This window comes from Embleya sp. L77, from assembly GCF_055557415.1.
Map to the genome: position 1 here is coordinate 807,412 of NZ_CM145709.1, position 25,995 is coordinate 833,406.

16 protein-coding genes are annotated in these 25,995 nt (G+C 71.8%); 3 read left to right on the forward strand and 13 right to left on the reverse strand.

From position 1 onward, the window contains the following. Window positions 1–58 precede the first annotated feature (58 nt). From ACZOOI_RS03400 to ACZOOI_RS03435, 8 genes are all read right to left on the reverse strand, one after another. Window positions 59–2,611: an ABC transporter permease gene (locus ACZOOI_RS03400; protein WP_465279332.1), complete on the reverse strand. Its 2,553-nt coding sequence runs from the start codon at window positions 2,609–2,611 to the stop codon at window positions 59–61. A gap of 1,400 nt (window positions 2,612–4,011) precedes the next feature. Further along, window positions 4,012–5,373, reverse strand: coding sequence for a replication-associated recombination protein A (locus tag ACZOOI_RS03405; RefSeq protein WP_465279333.1), 1,362 nt, complete (start codon window positions 5,371–5,373; stop codon window positions 4,012–4,014). A 1,410-nt stretch (window positions 5,374–6,783) separates the two neighbouring features. After that, window positions 6,784–7,596, reverse strand: coding sequence for a vWA domain-containing protein (locus ACZOOI_RS03410; protein ID WP_391587557.1), 813 nt, complete (start codon window positions 7,594–7,596; stop codon window positions 6,784–6,786). A gap of 106 nt (window positions 7,597–7,702) precedes the next feature. Then, window positions 7,703–8,215 carry a hypothetical protein gene (locus ACZOOI_RS03415; protein WP_391587558.1) on the reverse strand — a complete coding sequence of 171 codons (513 nt, stop codon included), beginning with the start codon at window positions 8,213–8,215 and terminating at the stop codon, window positions 7,703–7,705. After that, window positions 8,212–8,796 carry a hypothetical protein gene (locus ACZOOI_RS03420; protein WP_465279334.1) on the reverse strand — a complete coding sequence of 195 codons (585 nt, stop codon included), beginning with the start codon at window positions 8,794–8,796 and terminating at the stop codon, window positions 8,212–8,214. The genes ACZOOI_RS03415 and ACZOOI_RS03420 overlap by 4 nt, the downstream gene beginning before the upstream one ends. Before the next feature lie 374 nt (window positions 8,797–9,170). Then, window positions 9,171–11,000, reverse strand: a complete 1,830-nt coding sequence (gene aspS, locus ACZOOI_RS03425; RefSeq protein ID WP_465279335.1) for an aspartate--tRNA ligase — start codon at window positions 10,998–11,000, stop codon at window positions 9,171–9,173. Next, window positions 10,997–12,256, reverse strand: coding sequence for a histidine--tRNA ligase (gene hisS, locus ACZOOI_RS03430; RefSeq protein ID WP_465279336.1), 1,260 nt, complete (start codon window positions 12,254–12,256; stop codon window positions 10,997–10,999). Before hisS ends, aspS begins: the two co-directional genes overlap by 4 nt. Window positions 12,257–12,270: 14 nt before the next feature. Beyond that, complete coding sequence (locus tag ACZOOI_RS03435; protein ID WP_391587562.1) at window positions 12,271–12,966, reverse strand: MBL fold metallo-hydrolase; 696 nt, start codon at window positions 12,964–12,966, stop codon at window positions 12,271–12,273. A gap of 315 nt (window positions 12,967–13,281) precedes the next feature. Here ACZOOI_RS03435 and ACZOOI_RS03440 point away from each other — a divergent pair, with 315 nt between their 5' ends. The 3 genes from ACZOOI_RS03440 (at window position 13,282) to ACZOOI_RS03450 (ending at window position 18,668) form a co-directional block, all read left to right on the forward strand. Then, window positions 13,282–14,121 carry a peptidylprolyl isomerase gene (locus ACZOOI_RS03440; RefSeq protein WP_465279337.1) on the forward strand — a complete coding sequence of 280 codons (840 nt, stop codon included), beginning with the start codon at window positions 13,282–13,284 and terminating at the stop codon, window positions 14,119–14,121. A 105-nt stretch (window positions 14,122–14,226) separates the two neighbouring features. Then, complete coding sequence (locus ACZOOI_RS03445; RefSeq protein WP_465279338.1) at window positions 14,227–15,456, forward strand: DUF349 domain-containing protein; 1,230 nt, start codon at window positions 14,227–14,229, stop codon at window positions 15,454–15,456. Between the two features lie 308 nt (window positions 15,457–15,764). Then, on the forward strand, window positions 15,765–18,668 hold the full coding sequence (locus ACZOOI_RS03450) for a protein kinase domain-containing protein (protein WP_465279339.1): 2,904 nt from the start codon (window positions 15,765–15,767) through the stop codon (window positions 18,666–18,668). 194 nt (window positions 18,669–18,862) lie between these two features. Here ACZOOI_RS03450 and ACZOOI_RS03455 read toward each other — a convergent pair whose 3' ends face one another. The 5 genes from ACZOOI_RS03455 to yajC form a co-directional block, all read right to left on the reverse strand. Continuing rightward, window positions 18,863–21,706, reverse strand: coding sequence for a RelA/SpoT family protein (locus tag ACZOOI_RS03455; protein ID WP_465279340.1), 2,844 nt, complete (start codon window positions 21,704–21,706; stop codon window positions 18,863–18,865). A 120-nt stretch (window positions 21,707–21,826) separates the two neighbouring features. Beyond that, window positions 21,827–22,384 (reverse strand): adenine phosphoribosyltransferase, encoded by a 558-nt coding sequence (locus ACZOOI_RS03460; protein ID WP_465279341.1) that lies wholly within the window; start codon window positions 22,382–22,384, stop codon window positions 21,827–21,829. Continuing rightward, complete coding sequence (secF, locus tag ACZOOI_RS03465) at window positions 22,384–23,547, reverse strand: protein translocase subunit SecF (protein WP_465279342.1); 1,164 nt, start codon at window positions 23,545–23,547, stop codon at window positions 22,384–22,386. The genes ACZOOI_RS03460 and secF overlap by 1 nt, the downstream gene beginning before the upstream one ends. Then, window positions 23,547–25,313: a protein translocase subunit SecD gene (secD, locus tag ACZOOI_RS03470; protein WP_465279343.1), complete on the reverse strand. Its 1,767-nt coding sequence runs from the start codon at window positions 25,311–25,313 to the stop codon at window positions 23,547–23,549. Before secD ends, secF begins: the two co-directional genes overlap by 1 nt. A gap of 174 nt (window positions 25,314–25,487) precedes the next feature. Continuing rightward, window positions 25,488–25,949 carry a preprotein translocase subunit YajC gene (gene yajC, locus ACZOOI_RS03475; protein ID WP_465279344.1) on the reverse strand — a complete coding sequence of 154 codons (462 nt, stop codon included), beginning with the start codon at window positions 25,947–25,949 and terminating at the stop codon, window positions 25,488–25,490. Between the last annotated feature and the right edge of the window lie 46 nt (window positions 25,950–25,995).

Below are 25,995 nucleotides of genomic sequence, written 5' to 3' on the forward strand. Positions count from 1 at the left end.
GACAGCGGCGGCGCGTACGTCGCTCACTCGGTGACGACAGCGGTGGCGCGTACGTCGCTCACTCGGTGCCGATGGCCGCCAGCACGTCGGCGCGGGCCGCGGTACGCGCCGGCCAGACCGCGGCGATGATGCCGACGCCCACCCCGAGGGCGAGGAATCCGGCGACGGCGGGCCACGGGACGACCAGAACCAGATTCGGCACCTTGCTCCGCAGCGGACCCAGGATCCCCCAGGCCAGGAACGTGCCCACGGCCACCCCGAGTACCGCGCCGAAGACCGAGATCACCAACGATTCGAGGCGGACCATGGTGCGCACCCGCGAGCGGTCGAGGCCGATCGCGCGCAGCATCCCGATCTCGCGCCGGCGTTCGAAGACCGACATGGCCAGCGTGTTGATCACGCCGAGCACGGCGATCAGCACGGCCATCGCGAGCAGCCCGTACATGATGTTGAGCAACAGGTCGACGCTGCGGCTGATGGACTGCCGGATGTCGGTGCGGTCCTCGACCACGATCAAGGGGTTGTCGCCGATCGCCCGCTCGATCGTCCGCGTGGTCCGCGCGTCGTCGCCGCCGGCGGTGCGCACCATGATCGACCGGATGTCGCGGTGCGCGGAATGCGCCTGTACGAGCGCGGCCGGCACGGTGACCTTGGTCAACTGTTCGAGATCGCCATGGAATCCGCCGATGGTGACGCGCCCCCGGGTGCCGTCGGGATAGCCGATCGGGACCACGGACCCGATCCGCCAGCCGCGCTGCTTCGCAGTGGCCGCCGTGACCAGGATCTCGCCCCGGCGCAGCGCCGCCGCGGCGTCGGCCGTGCCGCCGAGCGCGAGCAGTCGTTCGATTCCCTGGGGATCCACGCCGATCACGGCGGTGTTGCGGCCGTCCAGCGTCACCGTGTCCCGGATCAGCGGGGACATCGCGGTCACCCCCGGCACCCGGGCGACCGCGTCGAGCACGCTCGCGTCGACGGGCGCGCCGTTGACCGTTTGGATCCGGTAGTCGGCCGCCACCTCGGCGATCGCCCGCTCCTCGACCGCCTGCCGGATCGATGCGCCGAGCATGGTCAGACCCGCGATCAGGCACAGCCCGATGGTCAGCGCCGACGCGGTGGCGGCGGTACGGCGGGGGTTGCGGACGGCGTTGCGGCGGGCCAGCCGACCGGCCACGCCGAACGGCCGGTCCAGGAACGGCGCGCTCGCCCCGATCACGGGCCGGGACAACAGCGGGGTGAGCAGGAGGATGCCGACCAGGACCAGGAACACCCCGACGGCCACCGGCACTCGGCCGCCGTCGCCGGCGGTGGAACGGCCGTACCCGGTGAGCGCCGCGCCGGCGGCCGTCACCAGCGCGCCCACGACGCTGCGACCGCGCAGGCCGCCGTGGCCGGCGGGTTGTTCGACGGTGTTCAGTGCGGCGACCGGCGGGATCCGGGACGCGCGCCGGGCCGGCAGCCAGGCGGCGAGCAGGGTGACCCCGCAGCCCACGAGCAGCGCCACCGCGATCGTGCGGGCCTCGACGATCAGCGGGCCGGCGGGCAGGTGGGCGCCGAACCGTTCCAGCAGCGACCGCAGCGTGCCCGCGAGCGCGATCCCGACGGCCAGGCCCAGCAGCGAGGCGACCACGGCGACCGCCGCCGCCTCGCACAGCACGATCCGGGTGACCTGTCCGCGTCGGGCACCGACCGCGCGCAACAGGGCCAGTTCGCGGGTGCGTTGGGCCACGAGCATGGTGAACGTGTTGGCGATGATGAACGTGGCGACGAACAGCGCGATGCTGGCGAACGCGAGCAGCGCGATGGTCATCTGCCGAGTGCCGGCCTCGATCTGGTCCATCTGCTCTCGGGCGAGCGCCCGCCCGGAGTCCACCCGCAGGTTGTCGGCGTGGGGCAACACCCGCGCAGCCGCGTCGCGCAGCGCCGTCTCGCTCGTACCGGGGGCCGCGGTCAGGTCGATCTCGCCGTACCGGCCGGGTGCCAACAACAGCCGCTGCGCGGTGGCGGTGTCGAACAGGACCAGCGAGCCGCCCGCCGACACCCGCGGGTCGTCGGTCCCGAACACGCCGGTCAGCCGGGTCTCCACCATCGGACCGCTCAGCGCGACGCGTACGGTGTCGCCGACCCGGAAGCCGGCCCTGTCCGCACTCCGCGCATCCAACGCGATCTCGCGGCCGTTCGCCGGCCCACGCCCGGCCCGCATCGGGAAGCGCGGGTCGGCTCCGCCGGCGGTCGGCACGAAGTTGGTCCCGATGGTGGTCCACCCGGACCCGAGCAGGTCGCCGTCGCGGTCGACCACACCGGTAAAGCCCTCCAGCACTCCGCGCGCCCGGGCGACTCCCGGCAGCGCGCGCAACCGAGTGAGGGTGTCCTCGGTGAGCGCGGGATCCGGACGGCCGTGCTCCCGGGATCCGGCGCGGTCCACGTTGTCGTCGATCACCGCGACGGAAACGTCGGCGAAGCTCCTGGACGCGGTGTTCTTGAAGGCCCGGCCCAAGGTGTCCGACAAGACCAGGGTGCCGGCGACGAACGCGACCCCGAGGAGCACGGCGACGGCGGTCATCGCCAATCTGGCCTTGTGCGCGACGACGTTGCGCAGAGCGAAACGAAACATGGGCAGCCCCCGGAAACCGAGCCGAGCAATGGGATACCGCCATCCTCGACCGCCCCCACTCCGCAGGTCGTCCCCCACCGGTACGGCGCCCACATACATCCCACGGCCCTCCCCGCGCCGCCCCACCCCCGCCGCACGGCCCCAAAGTCCCCCACACGACCGACCCCAAAATCCACCCCCCGGACGACCAGCACACCGAGCACGAACCGGGCCCGGCACGAACGGCCGCAACGCGGGGCCGAACTCGGCACCAGCAGGCGCGACGCGCACGATGCGACGTGGTCAAGCCCGGCACGGGCGAGCGCGGCACGGGCGAGCACGGCACGGGCGGGGGCGAGGGCGAACGGGCGCGGAGACCGGGGCACGACGCGCGCGGATACGGCGCGGACGGCTCAGCGCAACGCAGGCCAAGTACGGCGCAGCACAGGCAAGTACAGCGCGGCCCAGCCAGAAACCGCGTAAGCAGGGCACAAGACGAACAGGTCATGCACGGATGCCACACCGACGCTGAGCACAACGCAGCCCGGTACAACGCAACGCAGGCAAAAGCAGCGCGGCACGGGGCCGGCATCACCCAAGCGAGCGCAACGCAGGCAAGCAGGCGCGTGTGCGGCGCCGACAACGGGACCCATCGACGGCCCAAGGACACACACGGGTGAGCGGCCGCACGGCAGCACGTAGAGGTGCAGCCCGGATGACAGAGGCAAGGCGGACAGGTAGGGCGCAAGCGGGCAATGCGCGGCGCAAGCGAGACGGCGTAGGGGGCCCACGCGAGTGAGTGCGCGCGCCGTCCGGACGCAACGCGGGCAGGCGTGGGGCAACATGCGTGGCGCAAGCAAGCGCGACACAGGCGGGTGCGCGCGCGTGCGGCACCGACGACCGAGATCGATGCAGGTAGACGCCGCAACACCGACAGGCGCCGGGTAGCGAGCGCAACACGCGGGAGCGTAACGGTGGGCATGTGCGCGCGCAGGACGGAACGCGACGCAAGCGGGTGCGCGAGCCGATGCAGCGTGACCGGCTGAGCGCAAGGCGGGCAAATACGGCACGACGTAAACGAGCGCAACACGCGCGAGCGCGACGCGAGCAGGTGCAGGCCGATGTGGCACGACCGCCGAGTGCAACGCAGGCAACGGCGGCACCGCGCAGGCAGGCAAGGGGTCGTACACGGGGGTGACGCCGGCGAGGGCGACGACGAACGGCTGTGCGCAGACCAGGGCACCACGCCCGCGGATGCGGCGCACGGCTCGGGGCGCCGGCGGCGCGGCGGATACGGGCGCAACACGGGCGGGCGTGATGCCGGCGGGTGGGGCGTATCGGCGAGCGCTGCCTGGATGGTGGGCCGTCACCTGTCGGCCGCTGTGGGCCGGCAGGGCTTGGGCGGGTGGGGGCCGGGTGGGTTATTCGTCCGTGGGGGTGGTGTTGGTCAGGCGGGATCGGGTCCATGTGGCGATGTCGGCGTAGCGGGCTTCGGCGCCGTGGCGGGTGGGTTCGTAGTAGGTGCGGCCGTGGATGGCGTCGGGGGCGTATTGCTGGGCTGCCACGCCGCCGGGGACGTCGTGCGGGTAGACGTAGCCCTGCGCGTGACCGAGTTTGGCCGCGCCCTTGTAGTGGCCGTCGCGCAGGTGTGCCGGCACCGGGCCGGCCAGCCCCTTTCGGACGTCGCCGAGTGCCGCGTCGATCGCCAGATAGGCCGCGTTCGACTTCGGCGCCAGGGCCAGGTGGATGGTCGCCTGGGACAGCGTGATCCGCGCCTCGGGGAAGCCGATCAGCGCAACCGCCTGCGCGGCGGCGACCGCGACCTGCAACGCGGTCGGGTCGGCCATTCCGATGTCCTCGCTCGCCGAGATCATCAGCCGCCGGGCAATGAATCGCGGGTCCTCCCCCGCGTCGATCATCCGCGCCAGATAGTGCAGCGCGGCGTCCACATCGGAGCCCCGGATCGACTTGATCAACGCGCTCGCCACGTCGTAGTGCTGGTCCCCGTCCCGGTCGTACCGCACCGCCGCCCGGTCCACCGCGCTCTCCAGCGTGGCCAGCGTGATCGTGTCCTCGCCCTTGTCGGCCGCCGATCCCGCACCCGCCTCCAACGCGGTCAGGATCCGTCGCGCGTCACCGCCCGCGATGCGCAGCAGGTGCTCCTCGGCGTCCGGATCGAGGGTGAGCGTGCCCTTGAGTCCGCGCTCGTCGCCGAGCGCGCGGTGCACGACCTCGCGCAGGTCGTCGTCGGTCAACGACTCCAGGGTCAGCAGCAGGGAGCGGGAGAGCAGGGGGCTGATGATCGAGAAGTACGGATTCTCCGTGGTCGCCGCGATCAGCGTCACCCATCGGTTCTCCACCGCGGGCAGCAGCGAGTCCTGCTGGGCCTTGGAGAAGCGGTGGATCTCGTCCAGGAACAGCACCGTGTCGCGGCCCTGCGCACCGGCCTGCCGACGCGCGTCCTCGATCACCGCGCGCACTTCCTTGACCCCTGCCGTGATCGCCGACAACTCCACGAAACGCTGCTTGGTGACATGGCTGACCACGTAGGCGAGCGTGGTCTTGCCGGTCCCGGGCGGCCCCCACAGGATCACCGAGGACGGCGCGGTGACCCGACTGTCCGACGACACCAACCGGCGCAGCGGCGACCCCTCGCCCAGCAGGTGCCGCTGACCGACCACCTCGTCCAGGTCACGCGGGCGCATCCGCACGGCCAGCGGCGCGAGCGAGGGGTCCTTGGCCTGCCGGGCCTCGGCGGCAGCGGTGAAGAGATCGGAATCCACCCCCCGACCCTAACCCTCACCACCGACTCCCGACCGGCCCGGGACGCGCTCCCAAGCACCCCCTGCCTCCCCTTGCACACAACCGCTCGTCGCCGCACGAGGCGCGCCGCGCCGAGCCCCGGTGAGCACACCCGGCCGGCAACCCGCCCCACACCCGCCGCCGCCTCCGGGACGGGTCATCGCACCCACACCCGCCGCGCCTCCGGGACGAGCAACCCACCCACCGCCGACACCGTCGCCCCGCAACGACCGAAGCCACCGCCCCATGAAAGCCGACACCACCACCGCCCAGACGGCCGGCCGAACCACCGCCCCGCCAGAGCCCATGCACCACCGCTCGGAGGGCAGCGCGCCCGGGGCCAACGCCACCACCCGGCCGGGCAACGCGCCCACCGCCGGCAGGGCAAAGTGCGCGCTTCCGGGCCCCCAGACCCCGCTCCGGCTCCCGGCCCCGGGCCCCGGCTCCCAGCCCCACACCACCTCCCCACGACCGCCGATGCCACACCCCCGGACACCGATGCGCCTCTCCACCGACACCATCACGCCGCGAGACCCGACGTCACCCCACCGCCCCCACGGCGGTGCACTCCAAAGCCAACCCCGCAACCGACCAGACGGCGGTCCGCGCCCTGCCTCCGACGCCGCCCCCGCACGGGCAACACGCCCACCGACGCCAGGGCGACATCCGACCCTCGACACCAACGCCCCACAAGAACCAACGCGCGCTACCACCCGGACGGCAGTGCGCCCCACACCACAAGTGCCGACGCCACCACCACCAGCCGGCGGTGCGACCCCAGCCGACGCCACCCCCGAGACGGGCAACACACCCACCGCCGACACCAACGCCCCGCAACCACCGAGGCCATCGCCCCACGAAAGCCGACGCCACCACCGCCCGGACGGCAGCGCGCCCGGAGCCGGACGCCACCCCCCGGACAAGCAACACGCCCCGCCGACAAGCACACCCGACCACCGCCGCCATCGCCCCACGAGAGCCGACGCCACACCCCGGACGGCGACGCAGCCCTCCCCCGGGGCCACCACCCGGACAGCAACGCGCCCCTCCACCGACATCACCGCCGCACAAGAGACACACCACCCGACCGGCAATGCGCCCTCAGCCGACGCCAACGCCCGGAAGCGCGACGCCGCACCCGCGGCCGGCGGCCCGAAGTACGGCCACCCGTACGCCGACATCGGTGGTGGCAACCACGGCGTGTCCGAGGCCGCGCTCACCCGGGCGAAGCGGCTCTCCCGGTCCCCATCGGCGCCGGCGGCGGCGGGACGGCTCAAGCTGCCTTCCACGGGGAAGTCGGCCCACCCGGCCGCCGGCTCCGGCGTCCCCGGCCGTGGCGCCGGCGTCGACCAGCGCCACCCGCCCGGGCCACCGGTGGGGGCGGCGCCGTGTCAGCGAAGAACCCCCGCGGCCTTCGCCGTCTGGAGCCACTCCGGGAATTCGTTCATCAGGTTGTCGAACAGTTCGGCGTCGGGCATGCGCCGCGGGTCCGCACCGGCCTCGAAGAAACCCGCGTTGTCGACCACGCGGTACTTGGGGGCGGGCAGGTCGTCCAGACGGTGCAGGAAGCGGAACTCGTCCCGGCCGAAGCCGATGAACTGCCAGAAGATCGGCAACTCGGCCGCCTTGCAGATGGCCTTCTCCGCGGCCTTGGCGTTGTTCGGCGCCCCGTCCGTCTGGAAGATCACAAAGGCCGGGTCGGTCGCACCACACGAGCGATAGTGCGCGATCACCGCTTCCATCGCCGACACGTAGTCCGTGGTGCCCATATGGCCGAGCTTCTTGTGCAGCGCGGCGATCCGGCCACCGTAGTTGTCCAGCGAGATCTCCTCGGCCCGGTACGCCTTCGTGTCGAAGAAGATCACCGGCACCGAGCCGTCGTCGTCGAAGTGCGCGGCTGCGGCCAACACCCGGTCGGCGAGCGCCTGCACGCTGCCGTTCTTGTAGAACGGCGCCATGCTGCCGGAGCGGTCGAGCACCAGGTAGACCGCGGCACGCACACCCGCCAGTCGGTTCTTCTCCAGGCTGACCCCGGCCGCCTTGTACAGGCTGACCAACCCGGGGGCGGAGCGTTCGATCTTGTCGAGCGAGACCGCCGAGCCGCTGCCGCTGCGCACGGTGGCCGAGGGTGCGGTGGCGGGCGGCGCGGCAGCCGCCGACGAGTCCGGCTTCGACTTCTTGCGACCGAACAGCGAGAAGGGCATGGCGAGGGCTCCCAGCAGTCGAGCGAGTCGGGTGGCCGCCCCCTCACGGGGGCTTCCCCGGCCTACGCTCCCAGATCGGCCGCCCCCACGAACAGGGGCAGATCCCTCACGAATCGGCCATGTCGCACCCCGCCCGTCGCGCCCGCACCTGGGCCGCGGTCAGCCCGGGCGGCACCACCACGACGTCGCCGACATCCCCGGCCCACATCACCTGCGGACCGAACGCCTCGGCCAGCGCCGCCACCGCCCGCTCCGCCGCGCCCGCCCCCGGAGCCCGGAAGGTCAGCCCGGACGCCGGCTCGTCCGTCCCGATCCGCTTGCGCTCCCCCGCGACCGCCACCGCGAACCCGCCCAGGTGGTCGCCATCGGCCGCCCCCGGCCGCGCCGGCAACGGATCCGGCACCTCCGCACCGTCGACCCACAGGGTGAACCAACAGCGCGCGGACAACCCTTCGGCACGCAACACCGCCAGCACGTCGCCGACTTCCGGATAGGACGCGGCACGCGCCTCCTCCAGCAGGTCGGCCGGCACCGGCGTGCCGAACGACTCGACGAACTCCAGGCCACCCTCGCCATCGGTGAACCAGCGCAGCGGATTGATGTGCACGGTGTGGCTCATGCGACCTCCCCTTTCGAGCCATTCGAGCCAGTCGAGCCGTTGGAGCCGTTGGAGCCCTTCGAGCCCCTTGAACTCTTCGAGTCCTTCGAGTCCCGACCTCGACCCACCCCAGCATCTCGCTCGGCTCCGACATGTGCGCCGACCGCAACGGCCGCATCATCCCTACGCGTTCCGCCCGCCTGCCCACCACCACCACGCGCACCCTCGACAACAGCCCCGCCGCCACCATCGCCGGGCACACCGCCGTCGAGCGGGCCGGCCACCGCTCCCGCCGGTGCCACCGGCGGCTCACCCCGCTCGCCGGCCCCGACCACACTTCCCGGATCCGCCACCACCCCCGCCCGCCGTCGCCGCGACGCGAAGAACCACTCCTGCCACTCGCGCGTGCCCTCGATCGCCTGGACCCGCGCCATGGCGTACAGCCGGGTCGGTGGCGATCCCCGATAGCGCAGGTTGGCGAGCGTCCCGTCCGGCTCGGCCAGAAAGCGCACGATGGCACCCTGCGTCCAGCCGCGCCCCAGCACGACGGACCGCGTCACGTACTCCGCCGGCACCCGTCGCTTCGTCAGCTCCACCGCCATGTCGGCCTCCCCGAGGTCGTACGAACCGGCCCTCACCGGCTCGACTTCCAAGGTAGGCACGCTTCGGCGCCGCTGCTCCGAGCCTGTGCAGAAGCGTTTCGGCTACTCCACCGAGTCGACAAATCCGGCAACGGCAAAGGCAACCGCAACCGCAACGGCAGCGGCAGCGGCAGCGGCAGCAACGGCGACCGCAACGCCGAAGGGCGGCCGAGCCAATGGCTCGACCGCCCTCGATCACCACGAGCGGGCCCGACGGCGAAGCGGAGTGCATCCGAGACGCCGGCGCCGAACCGTCCCCACAAACAACATGGGGCGGCTACTACTTCGACCGTCCCAACGCGCCCGCTCGAAGGAAGTCACGCCTTCTCGGCACCCTAGCCGTTGTCCGCCTTGCCACCCGAGCCCGAACCCGAACCTGAGCCCGACCCCGACCCCGAGCCCTCACCCGACCCCGACTTCGGCTTCGCGTCGATCCCCGCCTCCCGCCGCTGCTGCACCGTGATCGGCGACGGCGCCCCGGTCAACGGGTCCCCACCGGAAGCCGTCTTCGGGAAGGCGATCACATCGCGAATGCTGTCCGCCCCGCCCAGCAGCGCCACCAACCGGTCCAGCCCCAGCGCGATCCCGCCGTGCGGCGGCGGCCCGTACGCGAACGCGTCCAGCAGGAAGCCGAACTGCGACTGCGCCTCCTCCTCCGACATCCCGATCGCCGCGAACGCGCGCTCCTGCACGTCCCGACGGTGGATACGGATCGAACCGCCGCCGATCTCGGTCCCGTTGAGCACGATGTCGTACGCGTTCGACAGCGCCTCGCCCGGGTTCTTGTCGAACCCGTCGAGCCACTCCGCGGTCGGCGCCGTGAACGGGTGGTGGATCGCGTGCCAGCCCTGGTGGTTGCCGGCCGCGTCCTCGATCGGCTCGAACATCGGGAAGTCGACGACCCAGAGGAAGTTCCACTTCGACTCGTCGATCAGCGATCCGCGGCGGGCGATCTCCAGCCGGGCCGCGCCGAGCAGTTCGAGCGAGGCCGTGCGCCGACCCGCCGCGAAGAAGATGCAGTCGCCCTTGGCCGCGCCGGTCGCCTCGACCAGTCCGGCCAGGTGCTCCTCGGACAGGTTCTTGGCCACCGGGCCGCGCAGTTCGCCGGTCTCCGCGTCGACCAGCACGTACGCCAGGCCGCGCGCGCCGCGCGCCTTGGCCCAGTCCTGCCAGCCGTCCAGTTCCTTGCGGGTCTGCGCGGCGCCGCCGGGCATCACCACCGCGCCGGTGAACTCGGCCTGGAACACCCGGAAGGACGTGCCCTCGAAGTAGGCGGTCAGGTCGACCAGTTCGCAGCCGAAGCGGGTGTCCGGCTTGTCCGAGCCGTAACGCGCCATCGCCTCGGCGTAGGGCAGCCGGGGCAGCGGCAGCGGGATCTCCACGCCGTGCACCTCGCGCCACACCCGCGCGATCAGCTTCTCGGTCAGCGCCAGGACGTCCTCGGCGTCGCAGAAGGACATCTCGACGTCCAACTGGGTGAACTCGGGCTGCCGGTCGGCCCGGAAGTCCTCGTCCCGGAAGCAGCGCGCGATCTGGTAGTAGCGCTCCATGCCGGCCACCATGAGCAGCTGCTTGAACAGCTGCGGCGACTGCGGCAGCGCGTACCACGAACCCGGCTGGAGCCGCACCGGCACCAGGAAGTCGCGGGCGCCCTCGGGCGTGGAGCGGGTCAGGTACGGCGTCTCGATGTCGAGGAAGTCGTGGTCCTCCATGACCTCGCGGATCACCCGGGTCACCTTGGAGCGCAGCCGCAGGTTGCGCGCCATCGGCGCCCGGCGCAGGTCGAGGTAGCGGTGCTTGAGCCGCACCTCCTCGTTGACCGTGCCCGGCGTGTACTCCTCGATCGGGAAGGGCAGCGGCGCCGCCTCCGAGAGGATCTCGAAGTCGTCCACGACGACCTCGATCGCACCGGTGGGGATGTCGGTGTTCTCGTTGCCGTCGGGGCGCACCCGCACGTCGCCGGTGATCTTCACGCAGAACTCGGAGCGCAGGTTGTGCACGGTCGCCAGGTCGCGGAAGACCACCTGTACGGTGCCCGACGCGTCCCGCAGGTCCACGAACGCCACGCCGCCGTGATCGCGCCGCCGGGCCACCCAGCCGGCGAGCGTCACGGTGTGGCCGGCGTGCTCGGCGCGGAGCGTCCCGGCGTCATGGGTGCGGATCACTGAAGCTTCTCCTTCAAGACGGTGACGACCCGGTCGAGCGGGACCGGGGTCTGGTCCCCGTTCGCCAGGTCCTTGATCTGGGCGACGCCCTCGGTGAGGTCACGATCGCCGACGACGATGGCGTAGCGGGCGCCGGATTGCGACGCGGCCTTCATGGCGCCCTTGAGCTTCTTCCCGCCGAAGGCCATGTCGGCGGGGATGTCCTCGATCCGCAGCTGGGTGATCATGCCGAACACCGCGCGCCGGGCCGCGTCGCCGATCGCGACGCCGTAGACGTCGCAGTCGGCCGGGGTCTCCACGGCCTGGCCCTCGGCCTCCATCGCGAGCATCGTGCGGCCGATGCCCAGGGCCCAGCCCACCGAGGGCAGGTCGGGGCCGCCGAGGTCCTCGGACAGGCCGTCGTAGCGCCCGCCGCCGCCGATCGCCGACTGCGCGCCGAGCCCGTCGTGGACGAACTCGAACGTGGTGCGGTTGTAGTAGTCGAGGCCCCGGACCAGCCTGGGGGTGTCCTCGTAGGCGATCTCCAACTCGTCGAGCATGCCGCGCACGAACGTGTGGTGTTCGGCGCACGCCTGGCACAGGTGGTCGGTGATCAGCGGGGCGTCCGCGATCAGCGCCTGCACCTCGGGCCGCTTGTCGTCGAGCACGCGCAGCGGGTTGATCTCGATCCGCGCGTGCGTCTCGGCGTCCAGGTCGAGCGCGCGCAGGAACTCCTGGAGCTTGGCGCGGTAGACCGGCCGGCACTCGCGGCAGCCGAGCGAGTTGAGCAGCAGCCGGAAGTCGCGCAGACCCAGCTTCATGAAGCCCTCGGCGGCGAGCGCGATCATCTCGACGTCGACCAGCGGATCGTCGCTGCCGATCGCCTCGGCGCCGACCTGGGTGAACTGGCGCGTGCGGCCGGCCTGCGGGCGCTCGTAGCGGTAGTACGAGCCGAAGTACCACAGCTTGACCGGCAGTCGGCCGGCGTACAGGTTGTGCTGGAGCACCGAGCGCATCACGGCCGCGGTGCCCTCGGGGCGCAGCGTCAGCGAGCGGCCGCCGCGGTCCTCGAACGTGTACATCTCCTTGGTCACGATGTCGGTGGACTCGCCGACGCCGCGCAGGAAGAGGCCGGTCTCCTCGAAGGTGGGGGTCTCGATGTACTGGAAACCCGCGTCGCGCAGCTCCAGGCCGAACTGGATCCGGATCCGGTTGAACGTCTCCGAGTACGGCGGAAGCATGTCGAAGGTGCCCTTGGGGGCGTTGAAGGTACTCACGGTATGAAAATCCGTCACATTCCTCGGTGCGGTCCCGCGGGCGGCGTCAGCTCTTGCAGATAAGGGTTGCTCGCGCGCTCGCGGCCGATCGTCGTCTGGGGGCCGTGGCCGGACAGGACGACGGTCTCGTCCGGCAGCGGCAGACACACCCGGGACAACGAGCGCAACATCTGCGCGTGATCGCCGCCGGGCAGGTCGGTGCGTCCGATGGAGCCGGCGAACAGCAGGTCACCCGAGTACAGGATGGGCGGGATGTCCGCGCTTCCCTGGGTGCCGAAGGCCACCGACCCCTGTGTATGGCCGGGCGCATGATGGACCGTCAGCTCGAGGCCGGCGAGGTCGAGCACGGCGCCGTCGGTGAGCAGGCGCACGTCCTCGGGTTCGGTGAAGGTCATCCCGCCGAACAGCTGCTGCCCCACGCCCAGCGACAGGCCCTTGGCCGGATCGGAGAGCATGTCGCGGTCGTCCGGGTGGATCCACGCGGGCACCTTGTGCTCGGCGCAGACCGGCACCACCGAGAACATGTGATCGATGTGTCCGTGCGTCAACACGACGGCCACCGGGCGCAGCCGGTGCTCGCGGACGATGTCCTGTACGCCGTCGAACGCGTCCTGCCCGGGGTCGACGATGACGCATTCCTCACCGGCGGCAGGGGCGACCACGTAACAGTTGGTCTGGAAGGACCCTGCGGGGAACCCGGCGACGATCACGTTCGTCCTCTCGGTCTCGGGGTCTTCCGGCGGCGGGGCAAGCACGGAAGTATGCGGCGGACGTGGGAATCAGGTACGAGACTACCGGCGCGCGGGGGCGGATCGCGAACCGGTTCAGGGGGTGCGTGCCTAGACTGTGCGCGAGCTGCGGTCGGTTCCGGGCCTGTGGGATCACCGCAGGTCGGGGCCGGTGCACGGATCCCGTCACGGCACCGGGAGGCCTCCCCCGGCCCTCGTTCGGCCGTCGGGCGTCCGGGTCGAGTCCATCCACATCGAGTCCGTCATCGAGTCCGTTCGAATCCAGGAGAGCACGCGGTGGTCACCAAACAGCAGCGCCAGCGGCAGCTCGCGCGCGAGAAGTTCGAGCGCCAGCAGCAGCGACGCGGGACCGCACAGGCACGTCGGCGCCGGCGCAACCAGGTCATCGCAGCGGTCGCGGCGGTGGTCGTGGTGGCCGGTGGCGGGGCGTGGCTCGCGGTGGCGGCGAATGACGACGACGACAAGTCGACGAACGCGGGTGCGTCGAACACGCCGACCACCCAGCCCTCGGCGCCGCAGTCGCCGGCCCCCGACGCCAAGCCGAAGACGTGTGCGGCACCGGCTCCGGGTGAGCCGACCAAGGAGCAGTTCGCCACCGAGCCCGCGATGTCGATCGACACCAAGGCGGCGTACACGATGACCCTCAAGACCACGTGTGGCGAGGTGACGGTGGCGCTGGAGGCGGCGAAGGCGCCGCACACGGTGAACTCGTTCGCGTTCCTGGCGGGCAAGAAGTTCTTCGACCACACCAAGTGCCACCGGCTGACCACTGGCGGTCTGGCCGTGCTCCAGTGCGGCGACCCGACCGGGACGGGCACCGGCGGCCCCGGCTACAAGTTCGTCGACGAGAATCTCGGTACGGCGGGCCCGGACGGCACCGCGGCCTACCCGGCCGGCACCGTCGCGATGGCGAACTCGGGCCCGGGCACCAACGGGAGCCAGTTCTTCCTGGTGACCGGGGACAGCAAGCTCCCGCCGAACTACACCCCGTTCGGCAAGGTCACCGGCGGGATGGACGTGCTGGCGAAGATCGCCGCCGCGGGTACCGCGGACGGCGGCAGCGACGGTGCGCCGCACGAGAACGTGGTCCTCGACAGCGTGACCGTGGCCAAGTAGCAACCGACCGGACGCATGTTCCACGGCGACTCCCGGGACTCGGCCCGGCCCGCGCCCCGGGGTCCTGTGTAAAGTGCGCCGCATTCAGCATCGAAGGAGGCCGCTGTGAGCAGCGACCCGTGGGGCCGCGTGGACGAGCAGGGAAACGTCTTTGTCAAGACGGCGGACGGTGAGCGCTCCGTCGGTTCGTGGCAGGCGGGTTCCCCGGACGAGGCCCTGGCCTACTTCCGGCGCAAGTACGAGGGGCTCGCCGTCGAGGTGGAGTTGCTCGCGCGGCGGGTACGGACCACCGACCTCGCTCCCAAGGACGCCCACCACGCGATCGAGCGCCTGCGCGCGAGCATCGTCGACGCGAACGCGGTCGGCGATCTGGAATCGCTCGTCAAGCGTTTGGACGCGCTGGTGACCGTGGTGGATTCCAAGCGCGAGGAGCGCAAGGCCACCCGCGCCAAGGCGCAGGAGGAGGCGCAGAGCGCCAAGGAGCGCATCGTCGCCGAGGCCGAGCAGCTGGGCCAGAGCACGGACTGGCGTCCGGCCGGCGAGCGGCTGCGCGCGCTGGTGGACGCGTGGAAGGCCGTGCCGCGGCTGGACCGCAAGGCCGACGACGAGCTGTGGCACCGGTTCTCGCAGGCCCGGTCCAACTTCGCCAAGCGCCGCAAGGCGCACTTCGCGGAGCTGGACGGGCAGCGCGACAGCGCCAAGCGCGTCAAGGAGAAGCTGGTCGAGGCGGCCGAGGCGCTGTCGACGTCCACCGAGTGGACCGACACCGCGGCGCGCTACCGCGACCTGATGAACGACTGGAAGGCCGCCGGTCGGGCCCAGCGCGACGTCGAGGAAGAGCTGTGGCAGCGCTTCCGGGCCGCGCAGGACGTGTTCTTCGCGGCGCGCAGCGAGGTGTTCGCCGAGCGCGACTCCGAGCAGCGGGAGAACCAGGCCGCGAAGGAGCTGCTGCTCGTCGAGGCCGAGACGATCGTCCCGGTGACGGACGTCAAGGCGGCGCGGGCCGCGCTGCGCTCGATCAACGATCGCTGGGAGGCCATCGGCCACGTCCCGCGCGATGCCCGGCCGAAGATGGAGGCCCGCCTGCAGAGCGTCGAGCGGGCGATCCGCGAGGCCGAGGAAGAGCTGTGGAAGCGCACCAACCCGGAGGCTCGGGCGCGGGCGCAGGCCGCGGTGGACCAGATCCAGGCGTCCATCGACAAGCTGACCCAGCAGGCGGAGAAGGCCCGGGCGGCCGGGAACGAGCGCAAGCTGCGCGAGGCCGAGGAATCGATCGCGGCGCGCGCGGAGTGGCTGGCCGAGGCGAACAAGGCCCTGGAGGAGTTCTCCGGCTGAGCGAGCCGCGCATCCGCGCGGCGGCGAACACAAGGTACGGGCGGACCCGGGCCGGCAACACGCCGACCCGGGTCCGCCCGTTTTCCCACATCCGCACACGCCGCCCGCCCACGTTGTTCCGGCGTCGGTGCTCGCGAGTGTGTTCGGGGCGGGCGAACGGGGCCGCGAGTCGCGGGGGTTCGGCGCCGGCAGGTGATGGCTACGGGTTGCTTCCGGTTTCGCGACCGAGGTGCTTTCGAGCCATGCGATCCATCATCATGTGACCCGCAATCACCACCGGTTCAGGAATCAGGTACGGGGGAGCACCCATGTCTCAGCCAGATCCGCTGATCGAATTCGCCGCCGCGCTGAGGGCGATCCGGGACGCGGCGGGCGAGGTGCCGGCCGCCGAACTGGCCCGGCGCGCGGGCATCAACGAGACGGTGCTGGCGGCGGCGCTGTCCGGGGCGATGTTGCCCTCGCTCACCGTCACGATGGCGATCGTGTCGGCCTGCGGCGCGGTCCCCACCGGCTGGGAGGCCAAGTGGCGCGAGGTGGCCGCGGCCCATCTGGCCGGCCCGGCTCCCGAGGCCACTCCCGTCGCGCCGTCCTCGCCCCCGCCGCCGCCTCGGCCGAGCGCCGCCCCCTCGATCGGCCGGCCGCCGGCCCCGAACACGCCGCCGCCTCCGGTCTACCCGGCCGCGCCCGCGACCCCGCCCTCGGCCGCCGCTCCCGGCACGCCCCCGCCGCCGCCCCAGGCTCCGCCGACGCCGCCCACCGCGCCTCCGGCCGAAGCGGCCCCCGCCAGGCCCACCGCTCCGCCCTCCGAGCAGCCGAGCACGACTCCCGCCGCCACCGCACCGGCGGCCGACCCGACGCCCGCATCGCCACCCGCGCCGGCCTCTCCGCCGAAACCACCGGCCCCCGCCGGAGCCGCCACCGAGACGCCCCCGGCCACGCACGCACCCGCGTCCGCGTCCGGCGAAACCATCCTCTCGCCGAGCAACGAGGGGGCCCAAAGCAACTCCCCCGCCGGACCCGCCACTTCCCCCGAACCCACCCAGCAGCCCGCCTCGGCCCCGACGACCACCCCAACGCCCCCGCAGGCGTCCACGTCCACATCCGACGAAACCACCGTCGCCCCGATCCTCGAAGCCCTCCAAAGCGACTCACCCACCGGGCCCGCCCGACCGACCCCGACACCGGCCCCGATCACCACCCCGACGCCCCCGGCCGCAACCGCCCCTGCCTCCCCGTCCGCGTCGGACGAAACCAGCGCCGCCACTGACCAACCCGCACAGGCCAAGTCCCCCGAGCCCATCCGGCCCCCCGCCGACCCGCTCACCGCCCCCACGCCCCCACCCACACCCGCACCCGCACCCGCACCCGCACCCGCACCCAACGAACCCATCGCCCCGCTCCGCCGGCCCGCCGTCGAGCCCACCCAGCCCAATCCCAACCTGGCCGCCCACCGCCAGGCCCCCGCCTCCGCCGGGGAGCCCGCCACCGTGCAGCCGCCCGTCGTGGAGCGGCCCTCCGACCGGCGCTCCTCCGCCGTTGCGCGCGAAGCCGGCAGCGCCCCCGTCGTGCCCTCCTGGGACGGCCCCGACCGGGCCGTGCTCGCGCCGCTGGAAGGCGACGACCCGCGCACCGTGGGCGGCTATCTGCTCCGGGCCCGGCTGGGCTCGGGCGGGATGGGGCGGGTGTATCTCTCCTACACGCCCGGTGGTCGGCCCGTCGCGATCAAGGTGATCCGGGGCGAGTTCGCCGACGACCCCGAGTTCCGCCGGCGCTTTCGCCAGGAGGTGGCCGCCGCCCAGCGCGTCCAGGGCCTGTACACCGCCCCCGTGATCGACACCGACGCGGAAGCCGCACAGCCGTGGCTGGCCACCGCCTACGTCCCGGGCCCGTCCCTCTACGAGGCCGTCTACCGGCACGGTCCGCTGCCCGCGGAGACCGTCCTGGTGTTGATGGCCGGCGTCGCCGAGGCGCTCCAGTCGGTGCACCGGGCGGGTGTGATCCACCGCGACCTCAAGCCGTCCAACGTGATCCTGGCCGCCGACGGCCCGCGCGTGATCGACTTCGGCATCGCCCGGGCCGCCGACGCCACGCCGCTCACCCGGACCGGGATGAGCATCGGGACCCCGGCGTTCATGGCGCCCGAGCAGGCGCGGGGCCTGCCCTCCAAGCCCGCCACCGACGTCTTCGCACTCGGCTCGCTGGCCACCTACGCGGCCACCGGGATGTCCGCGTTCGGCGAGGGCACGGACAGCTCGGTGCTCTACCGCGTGGTCCATCAGGAACCCGAACTGTCCGCCGTACCCGCGCAGTTGCTGCCGGTGGTACGACGCTGCCTGGACAAGGATCCGCAGCGGCGGCCGACCCCGCACGAGGTGATCGAGCTGTGTCGGGTCGCCTCCGAGGGCACCCGGCTCCAGATCGGCGAGGGCTGGCTGCCGCCGACCCTGGTCGCCGAGGTCACCCGCCGGGTCAACGAGCAACCGCCCGGTCCGCCCAAGGACCCGACCGTGGGCCGCCGCCGCAAGCGCCGCGCGCTGATCGCGGCGGTCACCGTGCTGGTCCTGGCCGCAGCCGGCGCGGGCCTGGCGATCGGCCTGCGCAACAACGACGATGACAAGTCCCCCGCCGCGAAGACCGGATCCCAGTCGCAGACCCCGAGCCCGAACGCTCCCGCCGGCGCCACGCCGACCCCGTCCGCCACCACAAGCGCCAAACGCACCGGCGCCCCGACCTCCACCTCCACCGCCACCGGCGCGCCGTCGATCGCGGCCCGCCCCGGCGAGAGCGCGACCGCGATCGCCACCGCCGGCGGCGTGGCCGAGGGCGGCGTGCTGTTCGAGCGGCAGTTGGACGTACCCAACGGCTACTGCGTCGGCCTGAGCTACACCACCACGTGGAAGGGCAGTTGCAGCAGCGACGACACGGCGGGCGTCCTGTACTTCTACAGCGACGGCAACTACATCCAGGGCAGGGAGATGGTGCTGCTCGACCCGGGGCAGCCCAGCGACTTCCAGACCTGCCTGGGCGAGACCCGGTACGCGAGCAACAACCAGCTGCCGTTCACCTACCTCAAGGTGGGCTCGGTGATCTGCACCAAGGACACCAAGAACGGCCTGGTCGGCACTGTCCGGATCAACGAGATCCCGTCCACCACGGGCCCCAGCCAGTACTGGAAGGTCTCGATGACCGTCTGGCGCGGCCCCCGCGGCTGAACACGCCGAACTCGCCGAACCCGCTCGACCCGACCGAACGCGGCCGAGCCGACCACGACGGGCACGGGGCGGCGCCGGGATCACTCCCGGCGCCGCCCCGTGCGCGCGTGCGCGCCGACCCTTGCCGGCCCGGCATGACCTGCTCGGCTACGCCGCCCGCGCGTGCGCGCCAAGCCCTCCGCGCGGCGACCGGCCTACTGCTGCCGCCCGCTGGTCACCCGATACGCGTCGAACACGCCCTCGACCCCGCGCACCGCCTTGAGCACATGCCCCAGGTGCTTCGGATCGCCCATCTCGAAGGTGAACCGGCTCACCGCGACCCGGTCCCGGGTCGTGGCCACCGACGCGGACAAGATGTTCACGTGCTGGTCGGACAGCACCCGGGTGATGTCCGACAACAACCGCGAACGATCCAGCGCCTGCACCTCTATGGCGACCAGGAACACCGAGGACGCGGTCGGCGCCCACTCGACGTCGACGATCCGCTCGGACTGCTGGGACAACGACTCGACGTTGCCGCAGTCCTGCCGGTGCACCGAGACGCCGTTGCCCCTGGTGACGAAACCGATGATCGGATCGCCCGGCACCGGCGTGCAGCAGCGGGACAACTTGACCCAGATGTCGTCGACGCCCTTGACCACGACTCCGGGGTTCCCGGTCGAGCGCGGCCGGCGGCGGGTCGTGGTGGGCCGGGTGGCCTCGGCGAGGTCCTCCGAGGCGCCCTCCTCGCCGCCGAGCGACTCGACCAGGCGCTGCACGATGTTCTGCGCCGAGACGTGCCCCTCCCCGATCGCCGCGTACAGCGACGAGATGTCCGGGTAGCGCAGCTCGTGCGCGAGGGTGACCAGGGTGTCGCCGCCGCCGGACATCAGCCGCTGCAACGGCAGGCCCTGCTTGCGCATGGCCCGGGTCAGGCCCTCCTTGCCCTGCTCGATCGCCTCCTCGCGGCGCTCCTTGGAGAACCACTGGCGGATCTTGTTGCGGGCCCGCGGCGACTTGACGAAGCCGAGCCAGTCATGGCTGGGCGCCGCGGTCTCGCTCTTGGAGGTGAACACCTCGACCAGGTCGCCGTTGTCCAGCCGGCTCTCCAGCGGGACCAACCGCCCGTTGACCCGGGCCCCGATCGTGCGGTGTCCGACCTCGGTGTGCACCGCGTAGGCGAAGTCGACCGGCGTCGAGCCGGCCGGCAGCGCTATCACGTCGCCCTTGGGCGTGAAGACGAAGACCTCCTGGCTGGAGAGGTCGAAGCGCAGCGACTCCAGGAACTCGCCCGGGTCCTCGGTCTCCCGCTGCCAGTCCAGGAGCTGGCGCAGCCAGGCCATGTCGTTGGCCGGGTTCTCGCCCTTGCGCGCGGGCTTGGTGTCGGTCTTCGCGGCGCCCTTGGCGCCGACCGCCTCGGCCTTGTACTTCCAGTGCGCGGCGATGCCGTACTCGGCCCGGCGGTGCATGTCGAAGGTGCGGATCTGCAACTCGACCGGCTTGCCCTCGGGGCCGATCACCGTCGTGTGCAGCGACTGGTACATGTTGAACTTGGGCATCGCGATGTAGTCCTTGAACCGCCCCGGCACCGGATTCCAGCGCGCGTGGATGGTGCCCAGCGCCGCGTAGCAGTCGCGGACCGAGTCGACCAGGACCCGGATGCCCACCAGGTCGTAGATCTCGGTGAACTCGCGGCCGCGCACGATCATCTTCTGGTAGACCGAGTAGTAGTGCTTCGGCCGCCCGGTGACCGTGGCCTTGATCCGCGCCGAGCGCAGGTCGCCCTGCACCTGGTCGGTGACCAGGGCCAGGTATTCGTCCCGCTTGGGTGCCCGCTCGGCGACCAGGCGCACGATCTCGTCGTACATCTTGGGGTAGAGGATGGCGAACGCCAGGTCCTCCAGCTCCCACTTGATCGTGTTCATGCCCAGGCGGTGCGCGAGCGGGGCGTAGATCTCCAGTGTTTCGCGGGCCTTGCGCTCCTGCTTCTCCCGCTTGAGGTAGCGCATGGTGCGCATGTTGTGCAGCCGGTCGGCGAGCTTGATCACCAGGACCCGCGGGTCCTTGGCCATCGCGATGACCATCTTGCGCACGGTCTCGGCCTGTGCGGCCTCGCCGAACTTGACCTTGTCCAGCTTGGTCACGCCGTCCACGAGCATCGCCACGGTGTCGCCGAAGTCGCGGCGCAGCGCGTCGAGCCCGTAGTCGGTGTCCTCGACGGTGTCGTGCAGCAGCCCGGCCATCAGCGTCGGCGGGTCCATCCCGAGCTCGGCCAGGATGGTGGCGACGGCGAGCGGGTGGGTGATGTACGGGTCGCCGCTCTTGCGCCGCTGGCCGCGGTGCCAGCGCTCGGCGGTGGTGTACGCCCGCTCGATCTGGCGCAGGTCGGCCTTGGGGTCGTTGACCCGCACCACCCGCAGCAGCGGCTCCAGGACCGGGTTGTACACGCTGTTGCGCTGTACGCCCAGCCTGGCCAGCCGCGCGCGGACCCGGCTGGGGCCGTCCACCCGCAGCGAGCGCGAGCGCTCGGTGCCGCCACCGCGCGAGGCGCCCGCGGGGCTCGGCGCGGCCTTCGCGGCCGGCCTGGGTCCCCTGGCCTCGGGCCCGGCCGCACCGGCGGCGGGGCCGCTGTGGCCGTCGCTGCCGCGCGGGCCGTCGGCGCTGTCCTCGGAGGACGCGGCGGCCTGTGCCTCGCTCCCTCGCGCCCCGCCGGATCCGGCGCCCTTCGGCTCGACACCCGTCGGCTCGACGCCCTTCGGCTCGGTGGCGGCCGGCTCGGCGGCGCTCGGTCCGGCCGCGGCCGGGCGCTCGGCGGGGGCCCGCCCGGGAGCGTCCGCCGGCGTCGCCACCGGCTCCGCGGGCTCGGCGTCGGGCCGGGCACGGGTCACCGCCTCGTCGGCTCCTCCGGCGCCCACCGGAGGATGGCCCGAGGGGCCCGGTGTGGCACGTGTGGCGTCGTCCGAGGGAGCCGCGTGTTCGACGGCATCCCCCGAGGACGACGCGACGGGCGCGACCTCGTCCGGCAAGGGAACTCCTCCCACAGATGACGTAACTTCCATCGTACTGACCCACGCCCTCACGACTCGGCCATCCGGAACGGCAGCCGCCGCAACGGCGAAGGCCGAAGACTCCCCACCAGGGGCGCCTCCGGCCTCCGTCGACACGCTTTCGGCGGCGTGTCACACGACGATGAACGACTCCAGCGTGCCTTCCGGCAGCACCGGCGCGAGCCGCGCCCGGCCGTTCAGGAAGCCGAGTTCGAGCAGCACCTCGACCCCCACCACCTCCGCGCCGGCCCGCCTGACCAGGTCGATCGTGGCCTCGACGGTCCCGCCGGTGGCGAGCACGTCGTCGATCACGAGCACCCGGTCACCGGGCTCGAACGCGTCCTGGTGCACCTCCAGTGTGGCCGAGCCGTACTCCAGCTCGTAGGACTGCGCGAACGTCGCGCACGGCAGCTTGCCCGCCTTGCGCACCGGAACGAATCCGGCCTGCGCACGGTAGGCCACCGGCGCGGCCAGGATGAAGCCTCGGGCCTCGATCCCGACCACCTTGTCCACCCGGCCCGCACAGCGCTCGGCCAGCGCGTCGACCAGGGCCGCGAACGCGACCGGATCGGCCAGCAGCGGGGAGATGTCCTTGAACACCACGCCCGGCTGCGGCCAGTCCGGCACGTCCCGGATCCGGCTCTCCAGGAGCTTGCGCAGCTCCTCGTCCGGCATCGCCTCGTCGGCCATCAACGCTTCCTCTTGCCGCCGGGACGAGTGCGCGCCCGACCGCGCGAGGCGCCCGCACGCGGCGCACCGCCCTGCGCGGGTACGGTCTCGTCGTCGTCCGACTCGCCGGCCCCGTCCACGTCCGGGTGACCCTCGGCCCGATCCGCGGGGATCCCGGAGCCCTCGGCGGCCTGGGCCGCCTTCGCCTCGGACGCCCGGCGCTGGGCCACCTTCTTCGCCAGCTGTCGCATCTCCGGCGACCGCTCCTTGAGGTCCGCCAGGATCGGCGTGGCGATGAAGATCGACGAGAACGCACCGGCGGCCAGGCCCACGAACAGCGACAGCGCGATGTCCTTGAGCATGCCCGCACCGAGCAGACCGCCACCGACGAACAGCAGCGACGCCACCGGCAGCAGCGCGACGACCGTGGTGTTGATCGAGCGCACCAGGGTCTGGTTCAGACCCGCGTTGGCCGCTTCGCTGTAGGTGAGCTTGGTCTGCTTGGTGATGTTCTTGGCGTTCTCCTTGACCGTGTCGAACACCACGACGGTGTCGTACAGGGAGTAACCGAGAATCGTCAGCAGACCGATCACCGTGCCCGGCGTCACCTCGAAGCCCACCAGCGCATACACACCGATGGTGATCACGATGTCGTGGATCAGCGCGACCAGCGCCGCCACGGCCATCCGCCACTCGAAGGCGAAGGTGAGGTAGATCACCACCAGGATCATGAAGATCACCAGGCCCTGCAGGGCCTTCTTGGAGATCTCCTTGCCCCAGCTGGGACCGACCACCTGCGTGTTGACCTTGTCCGGCGCGACCTTGAGGTCCTTGGCGATGGCCGCCGCGACCTCCTTGGTCTTGTCCGCGTCCGACTCCGCGATCTGGATCCGCAGGCCGTCGCCGCCGACCTTCTGCACTATGGCGTCCGTGCCGTCGGTGAACGGCTCCACCGCCTTGCGGGCGTCGCTCTGCGAGGCCGAGGTGTGCTCGATCGTGTAGACCGAACCGCCCTTGAACTCGATGCCCTGGTGCAGCCCGCGGCCGAGCAGACCGCCGACCGCGAGCAGCAGGATCAGTGCGGAGATCGAGTACCACAACTTCTTGCGGCCGACGAAGTCGAACGAGACGTCGCCGTGGTGCAGCCGGACGCCGATGTTCTTGATGTCACCGAAGCGACTCATCACGCCTCCTTGACGCCGGCAGCGCGCCCACGCGGGCGACGGCTGCGGTACGACTGGCGCTGATTGGCACCGAGCGCTTCGGGATCGAGGCCGGACCACTTGTGGCCGTCCGCGAAGAACTTGCGCTTGGCGAGGATCGTCATGAGCGGCTTGGTGAACAGGAACACCACCACGACGTCGAGCAGCGTGGTCAGGCCGAGGGTGAACGCGAAGCCCTGGACCTTGCCGACCGAGACGACGTACAGCACCGCGGCGGCCAGGAACGACACCGCGTCGGACACCAGGATGGTGCGCCGGGCCCGGGGCCACGCCTTCTGCACGGCGGGTCGCAACGTGCGACCCTCGCGGATCTCGTCCCGGATCCGCTCGAAGTACACGATGAACGAGTCCACCGTGATACCGATCGCGGCGATCGCGCCACACACCGCCGGCAGGTTGAGTGCGAAGCCGATACTTCGGCCGAGCAGACACATGATGGCGTAGGTCAGGGCCGCCGAGACGGCCAGACTCGCGATGCTCACCAGGCCGAGGCCCCGGTAGTAGAACAGCGAGTACAGGATGACCAGGACGATGCCGATCGCACCCGCGATCAGACCGCCCCGGAGCTGGTCACCGCCCAGCGACGCGGACACCGTGGTCACGTCGCTCTTGGTGAAGGACAGCGGGAGCGCGCCGTACTTGAGCACGTTCTCCAGGTCCTTGGCCGAGCTGCGGGTGAAGTTGCCCGAGATCACGGCGCTGCCGCCGGGGATCTCCGCCTTCACCGACGGCGCGGAGACGACCACACCGTCCAGGTCGATCGCGAAGCGGTTGGTCGGGTACTTGCCCGCCGCCAGGTCACCGGTGATCTTGGTGAACTTGTTGGTGCCGGCGTCGGTGAACTTCAGCTCGACTTCCCAGCCGCCGACGCTGCCGTTCTGCGGCAGCTGCGCCTTCGAGGAGTCCACGTCCGTGCCGGGGATCAGCACCGGACCGAGGATGTACTTCTCCTCGCCCTCGCCCTGATCGCGGCTGCATGCCACGGTCGGCTGGTCCTCCGGGGCCGGCACCGGGCCGAGGCCGCGGTTCTCCGGGAGGGAGCAGTCCAGGTTGGCGTACTTCGCGCGCAGCTCGGGCGTGATGCCGTTCGCGTCGGCTCCGGCCGGCGGGGTGCTCGCCGGAGGCGTCGCGGGCGGGGTGCTCGCGGGCGGCGTGGACGGCGGCGGGGTCGGGGCGCCGGACGCGTCCTTCAGGTTCGGGATGACCCGGCCCTGCGGCTTGCCCGACTCGGCCGCGGGCGGCGTGCTCGCGGGCGGCGTGCTTGCCGGCGGGGTGCTCGCGGACGGCGTCGACGGCGGAGTCAGCGGCAGCTTGGTCCCACCCTGGGGGGTGAATGCCGTGGCCTCCAGAACGGGGCGGAAGAACAGCTTCGCGGTCTGGCCGACCTGCTCCGCCGTCTCCTTCTCGTTCTTGCCCTTGGGGATGCTGATGACGATGTTGCGGTCGCCCTCGGTCTGCACCTCCGCCTCGGACACACCGAACGCGTTGACGCGCTGGCGGATGATCTCCACCGCGGTCTGCATGTTCGACTTGTTGACCGCACCGTTGCGGCCCTGGTCGGCCTTGGCGGTGAGCGTGACACTGGTGCCGCCCGCGAGGTCGATGCCCAGACGTGGGGTCTTGTCCCCGGTCGAGAACATGATCGCGTACAGCGCGACGATCACGACCCCGATGAAGGCAAGGACCCGTCCCGGGTGCCCTCGGGAACTCGATTTCGGTGCTGCCACCTTCGCCCAATCTCCCTCTCGATGCCGCCGCGGACGGGCCTTGGCCACGTCCGCCGGCACGGCACGGCGCCCGGCAGGACGCCGGACGCTGTCGTATCCGGGGTGTCACCCCCGGTCACATGACTGTATTGCTCTGCGGTGGTCCGAGGACCACCGCACCCACCACGAGCCGAACTAGTCCTGCTTGTCGTCCTTGCGCAGCCGGTCGCCGGCCTCGGACGCCTTGCTCGCGCCCTCGGTCTTGGTGACGTCCACGGTCTTGGTGTCCTCGGCCGCGGAGTCCTCGACGGGCTCGGGCTTCTTGTCGAGCTTCACGACGTCGTCGCCGGCCTCGGCGTCGTCTTCGTGCTCGTGCTCGTGCTCGTCGTCGGCGTCGTCACCGGAGGACAGGACGGCGGCGATGGCGCTCTTGACGAAGCGGCAGTGCACATCGGGCGCGACCTCAAGGATGACGGAATCGTCCTCCACCTCGGTGACCGTCGCATACAGCCCCGCGATCGTGCGGACCTCGGCGCCCGGGACCAGCGAGTTCTGCGTTTCCATGGCCTGTCGCTGGCGTGCCTTCCCGGGCTTGATGATCAGGAAGTAGAACACCACGACGATGATTACTGGCAGGAGGAGGGTAAGCGGGTCCACGGCTTGAAACGATTCCTTCCCAAGGCCGCTCGGCGGCCCGGACGGT